Genomic DNA, 19,206 nt, shown 5'->3' with positions numbered 1-19,206 from the left:
GAACTGCGCACCGGGGGTTCGGGGGCGGAGCCCCTGAGCGGTGACGGAGAGCCGGGGACGTAGCCGCGGATATACCGGTGCGGCGCCGCCAACCCGCACGTTAACCTCCGGCCATGACATGGCTGCCCACCGACTTCGTCCACCCCCTCCGCGCCGCCCTGCCCGGAGGGCTGCTTCATCTGCGGCCGATCTCCGGCGACGACGCCGCGATCGACTACCCGGCGGTGATGGGCTCCCGGGACCGGCTGTGGTCGATCTTCGGGGAGGCCTGGGGCTGGCCCGCCGCCACGATCACGTACGAGGCCAACAAGGCGGACCTGGAACGGCACGCGGCCGAGATCGAGGCGCACGAGTCGTTCAACTACGTGCTGTTCGACGAGGCCGAGAACACCGAGTACGGCTGCGTGTACATCGACCCGCCGGAGAAGGCCGGTGCCGACGCCGAGATCTCGTGGTGGGTCGTCGACGACCGGGCGGGGACCCCGCTGGAGCACGACCTGGACGCGTTCGTACCGCGCTGGATCGCCGAAGCATGGCCCTTCGAGCAGCCGCGGTTCATCGGCCGGGATCTGTCGTGGAAGGAATGGCTGGCTCTGCCGGACCGCACCTGACACCCGGCCGGGCACGACACCCGCCCGCACCCGACGCAGACGCCGGCCCCGCCCCGCCCGCCCCGACAGCTGCCTGGACACGAACGGCTGGATTCGACCCCTTGTGGCGGTGCTCACAGCGTTCCCATAATCCTTCAACAGAAATTGACCGGCTCATGACGAGAGCAACGGGATTTCCTCCCTCGCACTTGGCATGGGCCTGCCACTTCCACCCCCCACGGAAGGCATCACGTTGAAGAACCTCCTCAGGACGCTCAAGAGATGCGCGGTCGCCGGCGCCGCCACCCTCGCGGTCATCAGCCTTCAGCCCCTGTCCTCCGCGCAGGCGGCCCCGGCGCCCGTCGTCGGCGGAACCCGCGCCGCGCAGGGCGAGTTCCCCTTCATGGTCCGCCTCTCCATGGGCTGCGGCGGCGCGCTCTACACCCAGCAGATCGTGCTCACCGCCGCGCACTGCGTGGGCGCCACCGGCAACAACACGAGCATCACCGCCACCGCCGGTGTCGTGGACCTCCAGTCCACCTCCGGCCGGGTCCAGGTCAAGTCCACCAAGATCTACCGGGCCCCCGGCTACAACGGCAACGGCAAGGACTGGGCGCTCATCAAACTCGCCCAGCCCATCAACCTGCCCACGCTGCCTATCGCCACCACCACGGCGTACAACTCCGGCACCTTCACCGTCGCCGGCTGGGGTTCGGCCAGTGAGGGCGGCGCCCAGCAGCGCTACATGCTCAAGGCGAGCGTGCCGTTCATCAGCGACGCCACCTGCCGCACGTACAGCGGTTACAGCGGCCTCGTCGCGAGTGACGAGATCTGCGCCGGTTACGCCGCCGGCGGTGTGGACACCTGTCAGGGCGACTCCGGCGGCCCGATGTTCCGCAAGGACAACGCCGGCGCCCTGATCCAGGTCGGCATCGTCAGCTGGGGCATAGGCTGCGCCCGCGCGAACGCCCCCGGCGTCTACAGCGAGGTCTCGACCTTCTCCTCCGCGATCGCCTCGGCGGCGTCGACTCTCTGACCCCCACACGCGTTACGCCGCGTACGGTCCCGGCGCGGAAGCACGCCGGGCCCGTACGCATAGCCGTACGCACACCCGTACGCACACCCGTATGCGTATGCCTACCCGTACCGGTGACCGCGGGCGGCGCGGGCGGCGTGGGTCAGAATCCCCCGCCGAAGTCGCTGCCGCCCCCGCCCCCGAAGTCCCCACCGCCACCACCGCCGCCGTCGAAGCCGCCGCCGAAGTCGTTGGAGTCGAAGTCGGCGCCGGACACGTCCCCGCCCTCGTAGCCGTTCGAGCCCCCGAAGTCCCCGTAACCGGAGCCGTAGTCGGCCGCGTACGCCGGGCCGGCCATCATCGAGCCGAGCACGGTGCCGACGAGGAGGCCGGGCAGGATGCCGCCGCCGAAGTAGCCGCCCGCCCAGGGGCCGTACGCCGGACCCGCGTCCCAGTAGGGCCGCCGCCCGTACTCCGTGTCGACCTCACGCACGGCGGGGTCGGCGCCCTCGGCCAGCCTGACCTGGTCGGCGGCGCAGACGGGCACCTCGCGGGGCGCTCCGCCCGCGGGCGTCCAGGCGGCGTCGGCGACCGAGGGCCCGTGGCGCGGGTCGAAGAAGCAGGGCGCCCGGCGCTCGGGAACGGGCCTGCCCTCGCGGCGCGCGGCGAGCGCGGCCAGCGAGAAGCGCCCGTCCTCCAGGGCCTCGGTGACTCCCCGCACGTCTTCGGGGCGGGTGGCCGCGGCCATGAAGGACTTCGCCTTGTCGTACGCGTCGAGGGAGCGCTCGTAGTCGGCGCGCATCGCGTCGTCCGCGCCGGCCTCCGCGGGGTGGAAGTCGAGCCGGTCGAGTTCTTCGCCGAAGGCGGTGATGTCCTCGTCCACGACGACGCGCAGCCGGTCGAGCGCGGCCCGCCGCTCCGCCTCCTTGCGGCGGCGGTTGCGCCTGGCCAGGGCGTACGCGCCCGCGCCGCCCGCCACGACGACCGCGCCGACGCCGATCAGGGCGCCGGTGCCGACACCGTCGCCGTCGCCCTCGCTCCAGCCGCTGGGCGCGGAGCCGCCGACGTCGGCGAGGGCCCGGTCCGTGAAGTGGTTCAGCTGGGTCAGCGCGTCCTCGCCGCGGACGCTGGTCACCAGGTTGCGCACGGCGGCGTTCGGCATGACGGAGGAGTCGGCCTTCGCGTCGAACCGGGAGCCGAGCCGGATCGCGTACAGGCCCGTGACACCGGTGTCGGTGCGCAGGTTCTGAAAGAGGTTCTCCGTGGGGAAGTCCCCGGGGAGAACGGCGACGAACACCGGCTTGTCCGCCTTCTCGATCTTCGTGGCCAGGGCGTCGGCCTCGGAGTCCGACAGGACCCGCGCCATGGACGGATCCACGTACACGGGGCTCTCGCGCAGGGCGTCCGCGACGGCCGAGACGCCGGTGTCGGCGTGGGCGCCGGTGACCCCGACGCCCACCACCCCCAGCCCGAGCGCCGCGAAAGCAGTCAGCAGAACGGCCAGCCCTCGCACAAGTACGCCTTTCATACTTCGAAGCTACTCCAGCCCCCGCGTGCTTGCTTCAGGGGCGCGGGGCGGTGTCCGTATGCGGCTCCGCCGCGTGTGCGCGGCCGGCCCCCACCGGGCCCGCAGACGAAGAACATCGCGGGCCCGATGGCGTCAGGCCGAGTCAGGCCGGGTCAGGCCGCCGCATACGCAGCCGCCAGCTTCTCCACCGCCCGCGCATAGCGCCCCGTGAGCAGCAAATGATCCGCGTCGGCGAACGGCTTGGCCACCGCCGAAGTGATCTGCTGCCCGACCTTCTGCTGGACGAGCAGCCGCGCCTTGCCGACGATCGCGCGCCCGGCCTCCTCGGACCCGGCCCGCTCGGCCAGCGAGGCCGCGACGGCAAGGGCCTTCAGCGTGGCCGTGCCACCCGACGGCACCTTCGTGAGCGTCGTCAGCCCCCACCCGTACGGGAACTGCGGGTCGTACACCGGGTCGCCGACGTTGATCGGCAACTGCGCCTCGGACTTCGGCCAGGTCACGGGCAGCTGACCGGTGAAGGCCCGCTTCCCGTAGAGCACGTCCGCGACACCGTCGCCCTCCGTGCCCGGCAGCCAGGACGCGACGAGCGCGTCGATGTCACCGAGCTGGTCGCCGATGAGCTGCGGTCGCCCGGAGACGACCAGGACCGCGCACTTCATGGCGGCGCACACCTTGTCGACGGCAGCCCTGTCCGCGGCCGTCAGCGCCAGGTCGTTGCCGTTGCCGACGTCACCGACGCCCTCCGCGTAAGGGGTCTCGCCGACGACCACGACACCCACGTCGTTGCCGGCGGTCGGCGCCGAGGCGTCCTTGGAGTACGTGACGGAGCCACCCGCCTTGCGGATGCCCTCCAGGATCGTCGTCCCGTCGGTGATCTTCCCGGACGAGCCCTGCCAGGTGATGGTCCAGCCACCGGTCTGGTTGCCGATGTCGTCGGCATCGGACCCGGCGACGTACACCTTCTGGGACTTCTTCAGCGGCAGCACACCGCCCGCGTTCTTCAGCAGGACCTGCGACTCGGCGGCGGCCTCGCGGGCCACGGCCCGGTGCTTCGCCGAGCCGATCGCCGAGGCGCCGCTCGTGTCGGCGTACGGCTTCTCGAAGAGGCCCAGCTTGAACTTCTGCGTGAGGATGCGCGACACGGCGTCGTCGATCCGCTTCTCGCTCACCCGCCCGGCCCGCACCTCGTCGAGGAGCGTGGCGTGGAAGTCCTTGTACGCGTACGGGACCATGATCATGTCGAGGCCCGCGTTGACGGACGTACGGACGTCGCTCGCGTAGTCGCCGGGGATCTGGTCGATGGCCTGCCAGTCGCTGATCACGAAGCCGTCGAAGCCCATGCGGCCCTTGAGGACTCCGTTGAGCATCGCGGCGTTGGCATGCATCTTCACCGGGCCCTCGGCGTCGCCGAGGATGTCCAGCGAGGAGTACGAGGGCATGAACGTGCCCACGCCCCGGTCCACCGCGTCCTGGTACGGAGCCAGGTGGACGGCCTCCAGCTCCTGCCGGGTGACCTTGGTGACGCCCTGGTCGATCGTGTACGAGCCGGTCGTGGACGAGCCGAACTCCGTACCGCCGTCGCCGACGAAGTGCTTGGCGGTGGCGAGGACCTTGTCGTCGCGCTTCAGGTCCTTGCCACTGGCGGCGCCCTGGAGGCCCTGGATGACGGTCTCCATGGACTCGACGAGCGCCGGGTCCTCACCGAAGGACTCGTACGTACGGCCCCAGCGCTCGTCGCGCGCCACGCACAGGCAGGGCGCGAAGTCCCACGGGATGCCGGTGGCGCGGACCTCGGCCGCGGTCACCTTGCCCGCGTCGTGGGCGACTTGCGGGTCGCGTGTGGCGCCGATACCGATGTTGTGCGGCAGGATCGTGGCGCCGACGAGGTTGTTGTGGCCGTGCACCGCGTCCACGCCGTAGATGAGCGGGATCTGGAACCGGGTGGCCTGCGCCCGGAGTTGGAAGCCGTCGATCATCTTCGCCCAGGCCTCGGGCGTGTTCGGCGTCGGCGTCGAGCCGCCGCCGGAGAGCAGCGAGCCGAGGTCGTACGCGGCGATGTCGCCCGGCGCGGTGAGCGCGCCCCGCTCGGCCTGGGTCATCTGACCGGCCTTCTCGGCGAGGGACAGCCGGGACACCAGGTCGGCGACCCGCTTCTTCACCGGCAGCTTCGCGTCCAGGTACGGGAGTCCATGGGCGTCGATGACGACCTGCGGGTTCTCGGCGGGTGCCTTGGCGCCGGTGACCGTCAGCTTCAGCGGGACGGTCTCGGCGTTCTCGCCCGTCCTGTCGCGCAGGGTCGCCACGGTGACGGTCCGCGAGGTGCCGGAGGCCGTACCGGCCGGGAAGGTCAGCTCTCCCTCGACCGGGGTGTAGTCCTTGCCGGGCTCGCCGGTGCCGCCGGCCGTCTCGTACGCGACGGTGACCGGCTCCTCGATCGGCGCGGAGCCGGTGGTGGCAACCGTGATCTTCACGGCGGCCGAGCGGCCCTCCTTCACCGGGTACACGGCGGCGTCGGTGACGACGTTGGCCCGCAGCGCCTGGTCGGCCTTGCCGTACAACTCCACGCCGTCCATGGCGAACCGGTCCTGGACACCGACCGGGAGCGTGAGCGCGTACCCCCACATCTCGGTGAGGCCGAGGACCTGGTCGATGCCGCCGACGGGCTGGTAGTCCGTACGGTAGGTGAAGTCGGTGAACGGGATCTCCAGCTGTTTCCAGCCGGTGAAGTCGTCGGTGAAGGACGTCGTCCACAGCTCGGAGGCCTCGCCGTTGGCGCCGCCGTCCTTCAGCTCGAAGTTGACCTTCTTGCCGTTGTCGCGGCCGTCCCACCAGAAGCGGATGCCCTTGCTCGCCGACCAGTCGTGGGCCGGCTCGGCGAAGGCGAAGTCGTGGGTGAATCCTCCGTAGCCGCTGATGTCGTACGTGCCGGAGAGGACCTTGTCGCCCTGCGGTGCGTCGTCGCGGGCGGCGAGCTCCAGCGTGGGCGGGTCGTCCGAGTCGCTGCCCCAGGTGAAGATGCCCTCTGCGGGCGGGTTCGCGAACGGGATCTCGCCCTCGAAGTTGTCGACGGGGACGGGGGCGGGGTCGTCCGCTCCGGAAGCGGGGCCGGCTGCGGCGAACGGCAGCAGTCCGGTCAGCAGGGCGGCGGAGACGAGCAGGGCGGTTCTTCGCATGGACCTTCCTCGGCTCAGGCTGTGACGGCGGGACCTCGCGGGGCTTAAATCACGCCGTGAGTTAACTGACGCCCCGCGAGGGCGTCAAGCCTTCGCACCGAATCCGGGGGCGGGGTTTTCCGCCCCCGCCGCCCCTACCCGTTCCCGTCACTGACTCGGGGGCGCTGCCCCCGAACCCCCGGTCCTCAAACGCCGGACGGGCTGGAACTCCAGCCCGTCCGGCGTTTGAGGACGAGCGCGAAGCGCGATCAGGGGGCGAGGGGGCGCAGCCCCCATGCGTGGACGGGAACGGGTAGGGGCGGCGGGGGCGGGAAAAAGGGGTGGGCTACGCCGGCGGCTCGACGCCCGCTCGCAGCAAGCCGTACGTGTACGCGTCCTCCAGTGCCTGCCACGATGCCGCGATCACGTTCTTCGCGACGCCGACCGTCGACCACTCCCCCGCCCCGTCCGAGGTGGAGATGAGGACGCGCGTCGTGGACTGCGTGCCGTGCTTGCCCTCAAGGATGCGGACCTTGTAGTCGACCAGTTCCAGCCTGGCGAGCTGGGGGTAGAGCTTTTCGAGGGCGACCCGCAGCGCCCGGTCGAGTGCGTTGACCGGCCCGTTCCCCTCCGCCGTGGCGACGATCCGCTCGCCCTTGGCGAAGAGTTTCACCGTCGCCTCGTTGGCGTGGCTGCCGTCGGGGCGGTCCTCGACGATGGCACGCCAGGACTCGACGTCGAAGTACGTGCGGGCCCTGCCCTCGGCCTCCTCGCGCAGGAGGAGTTCGAAGGACGCGTCCGCGGCCTCGTACGTGTAGCCCTGCAGCTCACGCTCCTTGACCCGGCTCACGACCCGGCCGATCAGCTCGCGGTCGCCGCCGAGGTCGACACCGAGTTCCTTGCCCTTGAGCTCGATGGAGGCGCGGCCCGCCATGTCGGAGACGAGCATCCGCATGGTGTTGCCGACCAGCTCGGGGTCGATGTGCTGGTACAGGTCCGGGTCGACCTTGATGGCCGAGGCGTGCAGGCCCGCCTTGTGGGCGAAGGCCGAGACACCGACGTACGGCTGATGCGTGGACGGGGTGAGGTTCACGACCTCGGCGATCGCGTGCGAGATACGGGTCATCTCGGACAGCGCGCCCTCGGGGAGGACCTTCTTGCCGTACTTCAGCTCCAGGGCCGCGACGACCGGGAACAGGTTGGAGTTGCCGACGCGCTCGCCGTAGCCGTTCGCCGTGCACTGGACGTGGGTCGCGCCCGCGTCCACCGCGGCGAGGGTGTTGGCGACGGCGCAGCCCGTGTCGTCCTGGGCGTGGATGCCCAGGCGTGCCCCGGTGTCGGCGAGGACGGTGGCGACGACGGCCTGGACCTGGGCGGGCAGCATGCCGCCGTTGGTGTCGCACAGGACGACGACGTCGGCGCCGGCCTCCGCGGCGGCCCGGACGACGGCCTTCGCGTACTGCGGGTTCGCCCGGTAGCCGTCGAAGAAGTGCTCGCAGTCGACGAAGACGCGGCGGCCCTCGGCGCGGAGGTGGGAGACGGTGTCGCGGACCATCTCCAGGTTCTCTTCGAGGGTGGTGCGCAGCGCCAGTTCGACATGCCGGTCATGGGACTTGGCGACGAGCGTGACGACGGGTGCGCCGGACTCGACGAGTGCCTTGACCTGCGGGTCCTCGCTCGCCTTGCCGCCCGCCCGACGGGTGGCCCCGAAGGCGACGAGCTGGGCGTGCTTGAAGTCGATCTCCTGCTGGGCCCGGGCGAAGAACTCGGTGTCGCGCGGGTTCGCGCCCGGCCACCCGCCCTCGATGAAGCCCACGCCGAAGTCGTCCAGGTGCCGTGCGATGGCCAGTTTGTCCGCGACGGTGAGGTTGATGCCCTCACGCTGCGCGCCGTCGCGCAGGGTGGTGTCGAAGACGTGGAACGAATCGTCGAGCTCGCTGGTGTCGGTCATGGGGATCAAGGCTCCTGAGGATTGGATCTCGGTCGGTACCGGAATGACCGGTTCCACCGTCCTCGTATGGTCCCTCGCGCTCTCGCCTCCGGCTGAGGGTGGGCCAGAAAAGCGAAAAACCCCTCGCGGGTGCGAGAGGTTAGCGCGCGGGTCGAAGACGACGGTGTCCACCCGTACCTGGTCGTACATGGTGGTCACTGCGGACCGGCGCGCCTGCTGCCAATAATCATGACGAACGAGAGCACGGACGCAGTCTGGCACAGACCGCCTCCGTGCTCACCGTCCGTCTCAGGATGCGAGCACTCGGTTGCTCACCGGTGGTTCACCGCAGGTGGCGGACGAACACGTCGGTGCCGTCGTTCGTGTCGCCGGCCGGGATCAGCGACGGCTCCCCGGACTGGAACGCGATACGGCGGGCGCCGTCGGAGATCCGGCCCGGCAGGACGTCGGCGGTGGCCGTGCCGCCGGTGGTGTCGGGCGTGACCAGGACGGTGGTGCCCTTCTTCAGGTCCCGCAGGAAGACGGGCCACTCCTTGCCGTACTGCGCGTCCGCCTCCGTCACCTCCGACATGAAGGTGACGTACCGCCCGTCGGGGCTCACCGCGGGGTTACGGGTGTAGGCCTCGCCCGGGCCGCCCTGGGTGCCGTGGACGCGCCGGTTGGTGCCGGTGGCCAGGTCGTGCACGAACACGTTCCAGGCGCCGTCTTTGTCGTCGGCCACCAGGTGGGTGTCCCGGGACTCGAAGACGACGGTACGGCCGTCGCCACTGATGGAAGGACGCAGCGACTCCTTCTCGGTGGCCGCGCCGTCGTGGGAGCGGTCGGCCTGGACACGCTCGCCGGTGCGGCGGTCGTACACCCAGATGTCACCCCAGTCGTCGCCGCGCGGCCCGTTCGCGTAGGTGTACTGGTAGACGACGTGTCGGCCGTCGTCGCCGACCGTCGGCTCGAAGGCGTTGCGCGGCTCCCAGGTCGGCCGGGGGTGGCTGATCCGCTCGGTGGTGCCGGCGGTCCGGTCGCGCAGGAAGACCACGGAGCCCTCGCCGGTCTCGTCCAGCGTGTAGACGGCGTACCGGCCGTTCGGGCTGACGGAGACCGCGCCGGGCGGCCCGGTGAATCCCTCGGGGATCTCGATGCCGAACGTCTCCTGCCGGCCCGTGCCCAGATCGACGAGCGACACGTCACCGGACGATGTGTAGGCGAGTCGGCCGTCGTCGAGGGCCGCCACCACGCCGCCGAAGCCCGCGAAGCGGGTCCTGTCGTTGCGCAGGTCGCGCAGGTACATGCCTCCGTGCGGGACGTTCGGGTCCAGGTCCTCGGCGTCCGAGGTGAAGGCGACGTAGCGGCCGTTGCGGCTGATGACGGCGTCGCCGGAGGGCCCGTTGCCCGCTTTCCCGCCGGGTGTGACGCTGACCGGCTCGGTGTGCGGTGCGGCGAGAGGGACCGCGGGCGCGGCGTTCGCGGCGGTTCCCGTCAGAGCCGTCGTGGTCAACGCGGCGGCGACGAGAGTTGCGGCGAGCGCGGTGCGGTTGGTGCGCCTGGTGCGCGTGCTGGCGTACAAGAGCTTTCCCCCTGTGGTGATTCGGTCGGTCCGTGCGATGCAAACGCACCGCCAGGCAGGGGTCAATCCGCCATATCGCGTACAACCCGGACGTACGTTCAAGCGTCGGGAGCGGATCGCGGACGCAGCGCCTCGTCCAGGAACTCGCGTACGTGGCCGAGGACTTGCCCCCGGTCCGTCCCCCGCAGGCCGATCGCCACGTGGATGGAGAAGCCGTCGAGGAGGGCGCGCAGGCGGGTGGCGAAGCGGTCGGGGTCGACCGGCCGGAACTCTCCGCGCGAGACGCCCTCCGCGACCAGTGCCACCAGGTCGCGGTGCCAGGCGCCCTCGATCGCGGCCTGGCGGTCGCGCGCGTCGTCGTCGGCGTTCTGCGAGCGGTTCCAGACCTCAAGCCAGAGGGTCCAGTGCGGATCGCGGTGGCCCTCGGGCACGTACAGGTCGACGTACGCGTCGAGGCGTTCGCGCGCCGGAGCCGCCCGGGTGAGCAGCCGGCCCCGCTCGGTGCCGAGCAGGCCCTCGCTCCACTCCAGGGCGCGCAGCAGCAACTCGTCCTTGGAGCGGAAGTAGTAGAGGAGATGGCCGCTGCTCATACCGACCTCGGCGCCGAGCGCCGCCATGGTGACCTTCTCCAGACCGCGCTCGGCGATCATGCCCATGGCCGCGGCGAGGACGTCCTCGCGGGGCGGCGCGGTGTTGCGCCGGCGGGCGGTCACAGGGCGGCCTCGGGCCGGCCGCAGGAGCGGACGCGGTTGACTCCGTTGTAGGGAGTCGCGCCGCAACAATTGCCCCAACGGGCCGTGTCGGGGCGGAACGCGAGCTCCACGACGTCGAGCGGATGCGGGACGTACGTGCCGCGCGGGACGGTCGCCGGGCCGGGCCGGCGTCCCTCCTCGTCGGGCAGGCCGTCCCAGCCCGGGTACTCGGGCGGCTCGTCGAGCCGTTGGACGGGCTCCGTCAGCCGGCGTCCGCAGGCGGCGCAAGACAGTACGTTCACCTGTACGTTCTACCCGATCCCGCTGCTGTCCCCGATCTCGCAGTTGTCCCTGGTCCCCATCGTTCTGCCTGATCCGGGTGGCTCGCCCGCATTCCGCCGCCCTCAGACCCTCGGCTGCTGCTGCGTGACGCAGTGGATGCCGCCGCCGCCCGCGAAGATCGCCCGTGCGTCCACCAGGGTCACCGTCCGCTCGGGGAACAGGCGCCGGAAGATACCGACCGCGGCCTCGTCGCGCGGGTCGTCGAAGCCGCAGAGGACGACTCCGCCGTTGCAGAGGTAGTGGTTGATGTACGAGTAGTCGGCCCAGTGGCCGTCGGCCTCCAGGACCGTCGGGGCGGGCACCTCGACGACCTCGATGCGCCGGCCGCGCGCGTCGGTCGCCGACCGCAGCAGCCCGGTGATCTCCTTCGACACCTCGTGGTCGGGGTGGGCCGGATCCGGCTGGGAGTGCGCGACGACGACTCCGGGGCGGGCGAAGGCGGCGACGATGTCGACGTGGCCGAGGGTGCCGAAGCTTTCGGCGGCCCCGCGGTCTCCTTCGCCGGGCGAGGGCGGATAGTCGCCGGTCAGGCCGCGCGGCAGCCAGATCGCCTTGCGGGTGCCGAGCATGCCGTGGATCTCGGCCTCGACCTCTTCGCGGGTCCAGCCGGGGTTGCGCTCGGGCCCGAGCTGCACGGTCTCGGTCAGCAGCACCGTGCCCTCGCCGTCGACGTGGATCGCGCCGCCCTCGTTGACGAGTGCCGAGGCGTACGTACGGGCGCCGGCGAGGTCCGACACGTACGCCCCTATCTCGGCGTCGTGCTCCCAGCGGGCCCAGGCCTGCGCGCCCCAGCCGTTGAACGTCCAGTCCACGGCGGCGAGTTCGGGCCTGCCACCCCGGCCGCCGTCACCGTCAGCGTCGCCGTCGCCGTCGCCGTCGCCGTCGCCGTCCCGGACGAGGAAGGTGGGTCCGATGTCCCGCATCCAGGCGTCGTCGAGGTCGTGCTCGACGGTGTCGATGCCGGGGCCCAGCAGGGCTCGGGCCTCGGCGGACCGGCCGGGCCCGCACACGACCGTGACCGGTTCGAAGCGGTGGACCGCTCGGGCCACCGCCGCCCAGGCCGCGCACGCCTCGGCGAGGTCGCCGGGGTCGTCGAAGGTGGGGTTCGGCCCCGGCCACGCCATCCAGGTGCGTTCGTGCGGGGCCCACTCGGCGGGCATGCGGAAGCCGTCGGCGGCTGCGGTCGTCATCGGGTGGTCCTCGGTTCCTCAGAGGAAGTACAGGCGGTTGAGTGACACGGACTCGGCCGGCTCCGAGCGCAGGGGGTCGCCGTCGAGCGTGACCAGGCCGGTGTCCCGGTCCACCTCGACGTCTCCGGTACGGGAGTTGAGGCGCAGGTCGGCCGGGCCGATGCCGCGGGTGCCGCGGACCGCCACCCGGCGTCGGCGGGTCGGCATGATGTCGTTGCCCTGGTCCAGCGCCGCCCGCGCGACGAACGCCACCGAGATGTCGGCGGGGGTGCTGCCGTGCGCCCCGAACTGCGGCCCGAGCACCAAGGGCTCGCAGGTGTCGGTGGCCGCGTTCGGGTCACCCACGACCCCGTACGCCGGGAAGCCGGATTTCAGGACGAGTTGCGGCTTCGCGCCGAAGAACTCGGGGCGCCACAGGACGATGTCGGCCAGCTTGCCCGTCTCGATGGAGCCGACCTCGTGGGCGAGGCCGTGCGCGATGGCCGGGTTGACGGTCAGTTTGGCGAGGTAGCGCAGCACGCGCGCGTTGTCGTCGTCCGGGCCGTCGCCGTCCAGGGGACCGAACTGGGCCTTCATCTTCCCGGCCATCGCGAAGGTCCGGCGTACGGTCTCGCCCGCGCGGCCCATGCCCTGCGCGTCCGAGGAGGTGATGCCGATGGCACCGAGATCGTGCAGCACGTCCTCGGCGCCCATGGTCCCGGCGCGTATCCGGTCGCGGGCCATCGCCGCGTCGCCGGGCAGGTCGGTCTTGAGCCCGTGGACGGAGACGATCATCCCGTAGTGCTCGGCGACCGCGTCCCGGCCGAAGGGCAGCGTGGGGTTGGTGGAGGAGCCGATGACGTTCGGGACGCCCGCCATCTTCAGGACGTTCGGTACGTGGCCGCCGCCGCAGCCCTCGATGTGGAAGGCGTGGATGGTCCGTCCGTCGAGGACCTTGAGGGTGTCCTCGACGGACAGGCACTCGTTCAGGCCGTCGCTGTGCAGCGCGACCTGCACGTCGTGCTCCTCGGCGACGCGCAGCGCGGTGTCGAGGGCGCGCGTGTGGGCGCCCATGTCCTCGTGGACCTTGAAGCCGGACGCGCCGCCCTCGGCGAGCGCCTCGACGAGCGGGGCCGGGTCCGAGGACGAACCCCGGGCCAGGAAGCCGATGTTGACCGGCCAGGCGTCGAACGCGTTGAAGGCGTGCCGCAGGGCCCAGGGCGAGTTGACGCCGACGCCCCACACGGGGCCGAACTCCTGGCCGACGATCGTCGTCACCCCGGAGGCGAGCGAGGCCTCCATGACACGGGGCGACAGCAGGTGCACATGGGTGTCGACGGCTCCGGCGGTGGCGATCAGGCCTTCGCCGGAGACGATCGTCGTGCCGGTGCCGACGACCACGTCGACGCCGTCGAGGGTGTCGGGGTTCCCGGCCCGGCCGATCGCCGCGATCCGGCCCTCCCGGATGCCGATCGACACCTTCCTGATCCCCTGGGCCACATCCATCACCAGGACGTTGCTGATCACGACGTCACAGGTGTCGCGGACGGCGGCGGCCTTGAGGTGCAGTCCGTCGCGGGCCGTCTTGCCGAACCCCGCGAGGAATTCGTCCCCGTACTTCTGGGCATCGGACTCGACCCGCACGGTCAGCCCGGAGTCGCCGAGGCGGACGCGGTCGCCGGCGCGGGGGCCGTGGGTGGCGGCGTACTCGTACGGGTTCATGTCCTGCCTCCCGCGGAATCGGCCTCGGGGTCGACCGCTCCCAGATATCCGCAGGCCGCCGCTCTGCGCAGGGCCTCCGCCTGTGCGCCCGGGGCGTCGAGCGGGCCGTCCACGAGGCCCGCGAAGCCGATCGCCACGCGGTCGCCGCCGATCGGCAGCAGGCCGACCTCGACGGTCTCGCCCGGGGCGAAGCGGGTGGAGGCGCCGGCGGGGACGGCCAGGTGGGTGCCGTAGGCCGCCGCCCGGTCGAAGTCGAGGCGGGGGTTGGCCTCGAAGAAGTGGAAGTGGGAGGTCACCGAGACGGGGACGGTGGCGGTGTTGGTGACGGAGAGGGTGCGGGTGGGGCGGGGGTCGGTGTGCTCGGGGGCGGGCAGCAGGGCGCCCGGTCCGTCGTGCCCCTCCCGGCCACCGATCGGGTCGCTGACGACCGCGAGGCGGGAGCCGTCGTCGAAGACGGCCTCCACGTGGACCTCTCTGACGATGTCGGCGACGCCCGGCAGCACGTCGTCCGGGCCGAGGGCCGCGCCGGCCGCCGCGATGGCCTCTGCGAGCCTTCGGCCGTCGCGGGCCGCTTCGCAGACGGTGTCCGCGATGACGGCTGTCGCCTCGGGGACGTTCAGCTTCAGGCCGCGGGCTCGGCGGGCGCGGGCCAGTTCGGCTGCGCCGAAGAGCAGGAGGCGGTCGCGTTCGGTGGGGGTGAGTCGCATATTGAGCGCCACTCTAACGCTGAGGCCGCTTCAAAAACAGCCCTGACCCAGTAAAGGCGCCCACTTTTTGAACAGCACTCTAAATGATGGGGCTGCTTGGGGACGGTAGGTGGGCGGGTGCGGGCCCGGTGGGGGCTGATCGCGCGGTTCCTCGCGCCCCCAGGTACCTGGGGGCGCGGGGAACTGCGCAAACGGGGGCGAGGGGGCGGAGCCCCCATGCGGTGACGGGACGGGTAGGGGCGGCGGGGGCGAAGGAATCCCCCGGACCGTCAGCCCAGGTTGTGCATCCAGGCGTGGGTGTCTTCCGCCACACCCCGCTGGATGTCCAGCAGCGCCTCACGGAGCCTCAGCGTGACCTCGCCGGGCCCGCCCCCACTCTGCTGCCACTCACCGGAGTGACTCTTCACCGTGCCGACGGGCGTGATGACGGCCGCGGTACCGCAGGCGAAGACCTCGGTGAGGGTCCCGTTCTCGGCGTCACGCCTCCACTGGTCACTGGAGACCCGGGCCTGCTCGGACCCGTAACCGAGGTCACGGGCGACCGACAGGAGCGAGTCACGGGTGACACCCTCCAGGATGGAGCCGCTGAGCGTGGGCGTGACGATCCTGTCCCCGTACACGAAGTACAGGTTCATGCCGCCCAGCTCCTCGACCCACTTGTGCTCGACGGCGTCGAGGTAGCAGACCTGGTCGCAGCCCTTGGCCGCGGCCTCCGCCTGCGCGAGCAGCGACGCGGCGTAGTTGCCACCGGTCTTGGCGTCGCCCACCCCGCCGGGGACGGCGCGCACGCGGTCCTCCGAGAGCCAGATGGAGACGGGCTGCACGCCACCCGGGAAGTACGCCCCGGCGGGCGACGCGATGACGATGAAGAGGTACTCGTTCGCGGGCCGCACCCCCAGGCCGACCTCGGTGGCGATCATGAACGGCCGCAGATAGAGCGACTCCTCGCCGCCGTGCGCCGGCACCCACGCCTTGTCCTGCTGGATCAGCACGTCACAGGCCTCGATGAAGGTCTCGACGGGCAGCTCGGGCATGGCCAGACGGCGGGCGGACGACTGGAAGCGCAGGGCGTTGCGGTCGGGGCGGAACGTGGCGACCGACCCGTCGGGCTGCCGGTAGGCCTTCAGCCCCTCGAAGATCTCCTGCGCGTAGTGCAGGACGCTCGTCGCGGGGTCGACGGACAGCGGGCCGTACGGGACGAGCTGGCCGTCGTGCCAGCCGCGGCCCTCCGTCCACTTGATCGTCACCATGTGGTCGGTGAAGTGGCGGCCGAATCCCGGGCTGACCAGGATCGCCTCGCGCTCCGCGTCGGACTGCGGGGACGAGGAGGGCTTTAGCTCGATCGTGGGCGTCGTCATGAGTGGTTGTCCTTCACCGGTTGTGTGTGACGGGCCGCGCTCACGCCTGTACTGCCAGTGGCCAGTGTTAGGACGTCCGAGCATGTCGTCATTTCGCGGCTCCGCGTTCGATTATCGCGCGAGCTGAGCCGAATGGGGCACCGCCCCTGCCACGGAGGTCGTGGAAGCCGTGGAGGGGGGCGAAACGGTGTGAATGCGGCCCAGGGATTGATGGTGACACCCGGCGGGGCATACGAAAAGCCGCCGGGTGCGGAAGCGACCCGGCGGCTTGGGGTGGTACCGGCGGGTCAGCCGGATACTCGGGCGGCGAGCGCGTCGCCGATCTCCTCGGTCGTACGGGTCGTGGTGCCGCGCTCCGCGAGGTCGGCGGAGACGGCGTCCTCGATGCGGGCGGCCTCGGTCTCGTAGCCGAGGTGACGCAGCAGGAGGGCGACGGACAGGACGGTGGCGCTGGGGTCGGCCTTGCCCTGGCCCGCGATGTCCGGGGCCGAGCCGTGCACCGGCTCGAACATGGACGGGAACTCGCCGCTCGGGTTGATGTTGCCGGACGCGGCGACGCCGATGCCGCCGGAGACGGCCGCGGCGAGGTCGGTGATGATGTCGCCGAAGAGGTTGTCGGTGACGATCACGTCGAAGCGCGCGGGGTCCGTGACGAGGTAGATCGTCGCGGCGTCCACGTGGATGTAGTCCGTGGTGACCTCGGGGAACTCCTCGGCCACCTTGTGGAAGACGTTCGTCCACAGGTGACCCGCGAAGGTGAGCACGTTGTTCTTGTGGACCAGCGTGAGCTTCTTGCGGGGGCGGGCCTGGGCGCGGGCGAAGGCGTCACGCACGACGCGCTCGACACCGAAGGCCGTGTTCACGGAGACCTCGGTGGCGACCTCGTGCGGGGTGCCCTTGCGGATCGTGCCGCCGTTGCCGGTGTACGGCCCCTCGGTGCCCTCGCGGACGACCACGAAGTCGATCTCCGGCTGGCCCGCGAGCGGAGTGGCGACACCCGGCAGGAGCTTCGACGGACGCAGGTTGACGTGGTGGTCGAAGGCGAAGCGGAGCTTCAGCAGGAAGCCGCGCTCCAGGACGCCTGAGGGGACCGACGGGTCGCCGATCGCGCCGAGCAGGATGGCGTCGTGCCGCTTCAGGGCTTCGAGGTCGGCGTCGGTGAGGGTCTCACCGGTCGCGCGGTAGCGCCGGGCGCCGAAGTCGAACTCCTGGGTCTCCAGCTTCACATCCTGCGGGAGGACGGCGGAGAGGACCTTCAGGCCTTCGGCCACGACTTCCTGGCCGATGCCGTCACCGGGGATCACTGCGAGATCGATGCTGCGAGACATGTCGGCACCCTACTCCCCGTCCCACGGGATGACATGCGGCGTCCGCCATGCGGACACACGCCGGACGCGCGAGAGGGGTGCGCGTCATCCTGTCGTCCGCCGTTCACCTGTACGTATGGCGAACGTTGGCCCTCGATGGGAAGTTCACCAGTCATGGACACTCCCGACGTCGGCATCCCGCCGCGGCTCGCGCGCCGGATGAGCATGGCGGAACAGTACGAGTACCTGCGGACGAGGTTCACCCGCCGTCGCGCCCTGGTGAGCGCGGGCGCGGTGGCCGGCGGACTGCTGACCGGCTGCTCGGGCTCGGGCTCCGGCTCGGGCGCGGCGAGCCGGTCCGGCTCGCCCCTGGCCGCCGGCTCCACGCCCACCGAACGGGTGGACGGCGCGGTCGTCACCCCCTTCGGCCGCCATCTCGCCTTCGGCGCGGACCCGAAGACCCAGATGCGTATCTCCTGGCAGGTGCCGCTCACGGTCGGAAAGCCGTACGTGCGGGTGGGGTTGAAGCCCTGGGAGCTGAGCCGCAAGATCGAGGCCGAGGTGCGCGACCTGCACACCCCCGGGCTCGAAGGCGTACGGCTCGCCCTCGACCAGTTCTATCTGCACGCGGCCCTCGACGGTCTGCGGCCCGGGACGACGTACTACTACGGCGTCGGGCACGAGGGGTTCGACCCGGCGTCCAGGGAACGGCACTCCACGGTCGGCTCGTTCACCACGGCGCCCGCCCGTGCGGAGACGTTCGTGTTCACCGCGTTCGGCGACCAGGGCGTCACCCCGGACGCGCTCGCCAACGACAAGCTGATCCTCGGCCGTGAGCCCGCCTTCCATCTGCACGCGGGCGACATCTGCTACGCGGACGTGACCGGCCACGGCAAGGAGTCGGACATCTACGACCCCACCGCCTGGGACCTGTTCCTCAAGCAGACGGAGACGGTCGCGAGGACGGTCCCGTGGATGGTGACGACCGGCAACCACGACATGGAGGCCTGGTACTCGCCGAACGGGTACGGCGGCCAGTCGGCGCGCTTCTCGCTCCCCGACAACGGCTTCGACGCGAAGAACGCCCCGGGCGTCTACTCGTTCACGTACGGCAACGTCGGGATCGTGGCGCTGGACGCGAACGACGTGTCGTACGAGATCCCCGCCAACAAGGGCTACTCGGAGGGTCGGCAGACGGCCTGGCTCGACAGGCGGCTCGGGGAACTGCGCGAGGACAAGGGGGTCGACTTCGTCGTGGTCTTCTTCCACCACTGCGCCTACTCGACGTCGACCCACGCCTCGGACGGAGGCGTACGGGACGCCTGGCTGCCGCTGTTCACCAAGCACCAGGTGGATCTGGTGATCAACGGCCACAACCACGTGTACGAGCGCACCGACGCCGTCAGGAACGGACGGGTGGGCAAGCCGGTGCCGGTGGGCGCGTCGACGGATCCGACGCGGGACGGGATCGTGTACGTCACGGCGGGCGGCGCGGGCAAGAGCCTGTACAGCTTCCCGTCAGGGGTGCAGGACAGCTACGAGGGCAAGGTCGCCGACCGCGAGTCCGTGGACACGTACCACTGGACGAGGTCGAAGGACCAGAACCCCGACACCGTGGAGTGGTCGCGGGTGCGGTACACCGGCTACTCCTTCCTCTCCGTGGAGGCGGAGGCAGGACCGGCTCCCCGGCTCAAGGTGTCCGCACTCGCCCAGAGCGGGAAGCGCATCGACCATTTCGAGGTGCGGCGCGGAGCGTGAGGCCCCGCGCCACACCCCGATCGGGCGCGGCTCCCGGCTTCTTCGGGTAATGCCTGGAGAGTCGGGTGATACGTGGAGAGTCGGATGATGCCTTGAGAGCGGCGACCGCGCCTCAGTGGCCGGTCGAGCCGCCGTTGTCCCGGCGGTCGAGGGCGCGCTGGAGCGCGGCAGCGGCGTTCTTGCGGTCGGACTCGCTGGTACGGGAGACGTGACGGACTCGGCGGGCGGTCGTCTCGGCCATGGTGAATCGACTCCTTGCCTCCGGCAGTGGACGCCGGAAATGCGGTGAGGGGTTACGAGACGCCGGAAGGGGCGGGGAGCGGTGCCGCAGGGGTTGCCTGCCAGGGGCTCCGG

The 19,206-nt window shown here is 71.1% G+C and carries 15 protein-coding genes; 3 read left to right on the top strand and 12 right to left on the bottom strand.

All coding sequences use genetic code 11. The annotated features are described in order from the left end of the window. Positions 1-113: 113 nt before the first annotated feature. Together ACH4DZ_RS37465 and ACH4DZ_RS37460 are read left to right on the top strand one after the other, a co-directional pair. Positions 114-611, top strand: a complete 498-nt coding sequence (locus ACH4DZ_RS37465; RefSeq protein WP_398292999.1) for an N-acetyltransferase — start codon at positions 114-116, stop codon at positions 609-611. Between the two features lie 232 nt (positions 612-843). Beyond that, positions 844-1,626, top strand: coding sequence for a serine protease (locus tag ACH4DZ_RS37460; protein ID WP_398292997.1), 783 nt, complete (start codon positions 844-846; stop codon positions 1,624-1,626). 142 nt (positions 1,627-1,768) lie between these two features. On the opposite strand, the gene ACH4DZ_RS37455 is transcribed toward ACH4DZ_RS37460, so the two are convergent. The 11 genes from ACH4DZ_RS37455 to ACH4DZ_RS37405 all read right to left on the bottom strand — a co-directional run bounded on the left by ACH4DZ_RS37455 (position 1,769) and on the right by ACH4DZ_RS37405 (position 17,115). Continuing rightward, on the bottom strand, positions 1,769-3,133 hold the full coding sequence (locus ACH4DZ_RS37455) for a hypothetical protein (RefSeq protein WP_398292995.1): 1,365 nt from the start codon (positions 3,131-3,133) through the stop codon (positions 1,769-1,771). Positions 3,134-3,285: 152 nt separating this feature from the next. Further along, positions 3,286-6,306, bottom strand: coding sequence for a glycoside hydrolase family 3 protein (locus ACH4DZ_RS37450; RefSeq protein ID WP_398292993.1), 3,021 nt, complete (start codon positions 6,304-6,306; stop codon positions 3,286-3,288). A gap of 325 nt (positions 6,307-6,631) precedes the next feature. Further along, positions 6,632-8,236, bottom strand: a complete 1,605-nt coding sequence (gene cimA, locus ACH4DZ_RS37445) for a citramalate synthase (RefSeq protein WP_398292991.1) — start codon at positions 8,234-8,236, stop codon at positions 6,632-6,634. Positions 8,237-8,558: 322 nt separating this feature from the next. Continuing rightward, positions 8,559-9,797, bottom strand: a complete 1,239-nt coding sequence (locus ACH4DZ_RS37440) for a hypothetical protein (protein ID WP_398292990.1) — start codon at positions 9,795-9,797, stop codon at positions 8,559-8,561. A 98-nt stretch (positions 9,798-9,895) separates the two neighbouring features. Further along, on the bottom strand, positions 9,896-10,453 hold the full coding sequence (locus tag ACH4DZ_RS37435) for a TetR/AcrR family transcriptional regulator (RefSeq protein WP_398293317.1): 558 nt from the start codon (positions 10,451-10,453) through the stop codon (positions 9,896-9,898). A 53-nt stretch (positions 10,454-10,506) separates the two neighbouring features. Next, complete coding sequence (locus ACH4DZ_RS37430) at positions 10,507-10,791, bottom strand: hypothetical protein (protein ID WP_398292988.1); 285 nt, start codon at positions 10,789-10,791, stop codon at positions 10,507-10,509. 102 nt (positions 10,792-10,893) lie between these two features. Beyond that, positions 10,894-12,021, bottom strand: a complete 1,128-nt coding sequence (locus ACH4DZ_RS37425) for an agmatine/peptidylarginine deiminase (RefSeq protein WP_398292986.1) — start codon at positions 12,019-12,021, stop codon at positions 10,894-10,896. A gap of 18 nt (positions 12,022-12,039) precedes the next feature. Next, the gene (locus ACH4DZ_RS37420) at positions 12,040-13,722 is read right to left on the bottom strand and encodes an urease subunit alpha (protein WP_398292984.1); all 1,683 of its coding nucleotides are present in this window, start codon (positions 13,720-13,722) and stop codon (positions 12,040-12,042) included. Further along, a complete protein-coding gene (ureA, locus tag ACH4DZ_RS37415; protein WP_398292982.1) occupies positions 13,719-14,429 on the bottom strand; it encodes an urease subunit gamma in 711 nt (236 codons plus the stop codon). The genes ACH4DZ_RS37420 and ureA overlap by 4 nt, the downstream gene beginning before the upstream one ends. Positions 14,430-14,698: 269 nt before the next feature. Then, entirely contained in the window at positions 14,699-15,787 is a 1,089-nt protein-coding gene (locus tag ACH4DZ_RS37410) for a branched-chain amino acid aminotransferase (protein WP_398292980.1), read from the bottom strand. Positions 15,788-16,074: 287 nt separating this feature from the next. After that, a complete protein-coding gene (locus ACH4DZ_RS37405; RefSeq protein ID WP_398292978.1) occupies positions 16,075-17,115 on the bottom strand; it encodes a 3-isopropylmalate dehydrogenase in 1,041 nt (346 codons plus the stop codon). A 153-nt stretch (positions 17,116-17,268) separates the two neighbouring features. On the opposite strand from ACH4DZ_RS37405, the gene ACH4DZ_RS37400 reads away from it, so the two are divergent. Next, positions 17,269-18,852, top strand: a complete 1,584-nt coding sequence (locus tag ACH4DZ_RS37400) for a purple acid phosphatase family protein (RefSeq protein ID WP_398292976.1) — start codon at positions 17,269-17,271, stop codon at positions 18,850-18,852. A gap of 112 nt (positions 18,853-18,964) precedes the next feature. Here the strand turns inward: ACH4DZ_RS37400 and ACH4DZ_RS37395 are convergent, their stop codons facing one another. After that, positions 18,965-19,093: a hypothetical protein gene (locus ACH4DZ_RS37395; protein WP_265649617.1), complete on the bottom strand. Its 129-nt coding sequence runs from the start codon at positions 19,091-19,093 to the stop codon at positions 18,965-18,967. Positions 19,094-19,206: the final 113 nt, after the last annotated feature.

Origin of the sequence: Streptomyces sp. NPDC017991, from assembly GCF_044328075.1 — a bacterium.
In the GTDB taxonomy this organism is placed as follows: domain Bacteria; phylum Actinomycetota; class Actinomycetes; order Streptomycetales; family Streptomycetaceae; genus Streptomyces.
The sequence above is the reverse complement of the archived record's forward strand: the minus strand, read 5'-3'. Positions and strand labels throughout refer to the sequence as shown.

Bases quoted from the DNA above. Each gene is read 5' to 3' on its own strand.
- ACH4DZ_RS37465 (WP_398292999.1), top strand. From the start codon at position 114: ATGACATGGCTGCCCACCGACTTCGTCCACCCCCTCCGCGCCGCCCTG.
- ACH4DZ_RS37455 (WP_398292995.1), bottom strand. From the start codon at position 3,133: ATGAAAGGCGTACTTGTGCGAGGGCTGGCCGTTCTGCTGACTGCTTTC.
- ACH4DZ_RS37450 (WP_398292993.1), bottom strand. From the start codon at position 6,306: ATGCGAAGAACCGCCCTGCTCGTCTCCGCCGCCCTGCTGACCGGACTG.
- cimA (WP_398292991.1), bottom strand. From the start codon at position 8,236: ATGACCGACACCAGCGAGCTCGACGATTCGTTCCACGTCTTCGACACC.
- ACH4DZ_RS37435 (WP_398293317.1), bottom strand. From the start codon at position 10,453: ATGGGCATGATCGCCGAGCGCGGTCTGGAGAAGGTCACCATGGCGGCG.
- ACH4DZ_RS37425 (WP_398292986.1), bottom strand. From the start codon at position 12,021: ATGACGACCGCAGCCGCCGACGGCTTCCGCATGCCCGCCGAGTGGGCC.
- ACH4DZ_RS37420 (WP_398292984.1), bottom strand. From the start codon at position 13,722: ATGAACCCGTACGAGTACGCCGCCACCCACGGCCCCCGCGCCGGCGAC.
- ureA (WP_398292982.1), bottom strand. From the start codon at position 14,429: ATGCGACTCACCCCCACCGAACGCGACCGCCTCCTGCTCTTCGGCGCA.
- ACH4DZ_RS37410 (WP_398292980.1), bottom strand. From the start codon at position 15,787: ATGACGACGCCCACGATCGAGCTAAAGCCCTCCTCGTCCCCGCAGTCC.
- ACH4DZ_RS37405 (WP_398292978.1), bottom strand. From the start codon at position 17,115: ATGTCTCGCAGCATCGATCTCGCAGTGATCCCCGGTGACGGCATCGGC.
- ACH4DZ_RS37400 (WP_398292976.1), top strand. From the start codon at position 17,269: ATGGACACTCCCGACGTCGGCATCCCGCCGCGGCTCGCGCGCCGGATG.
- ACH4DZ_RS37395 (WP_265649617.1), bottom strand. From the start codon at position 19,093: ATGGCCGAGACGACCGCCCGCCGAGTCCGTCACGTCTCCCGTACCAGC.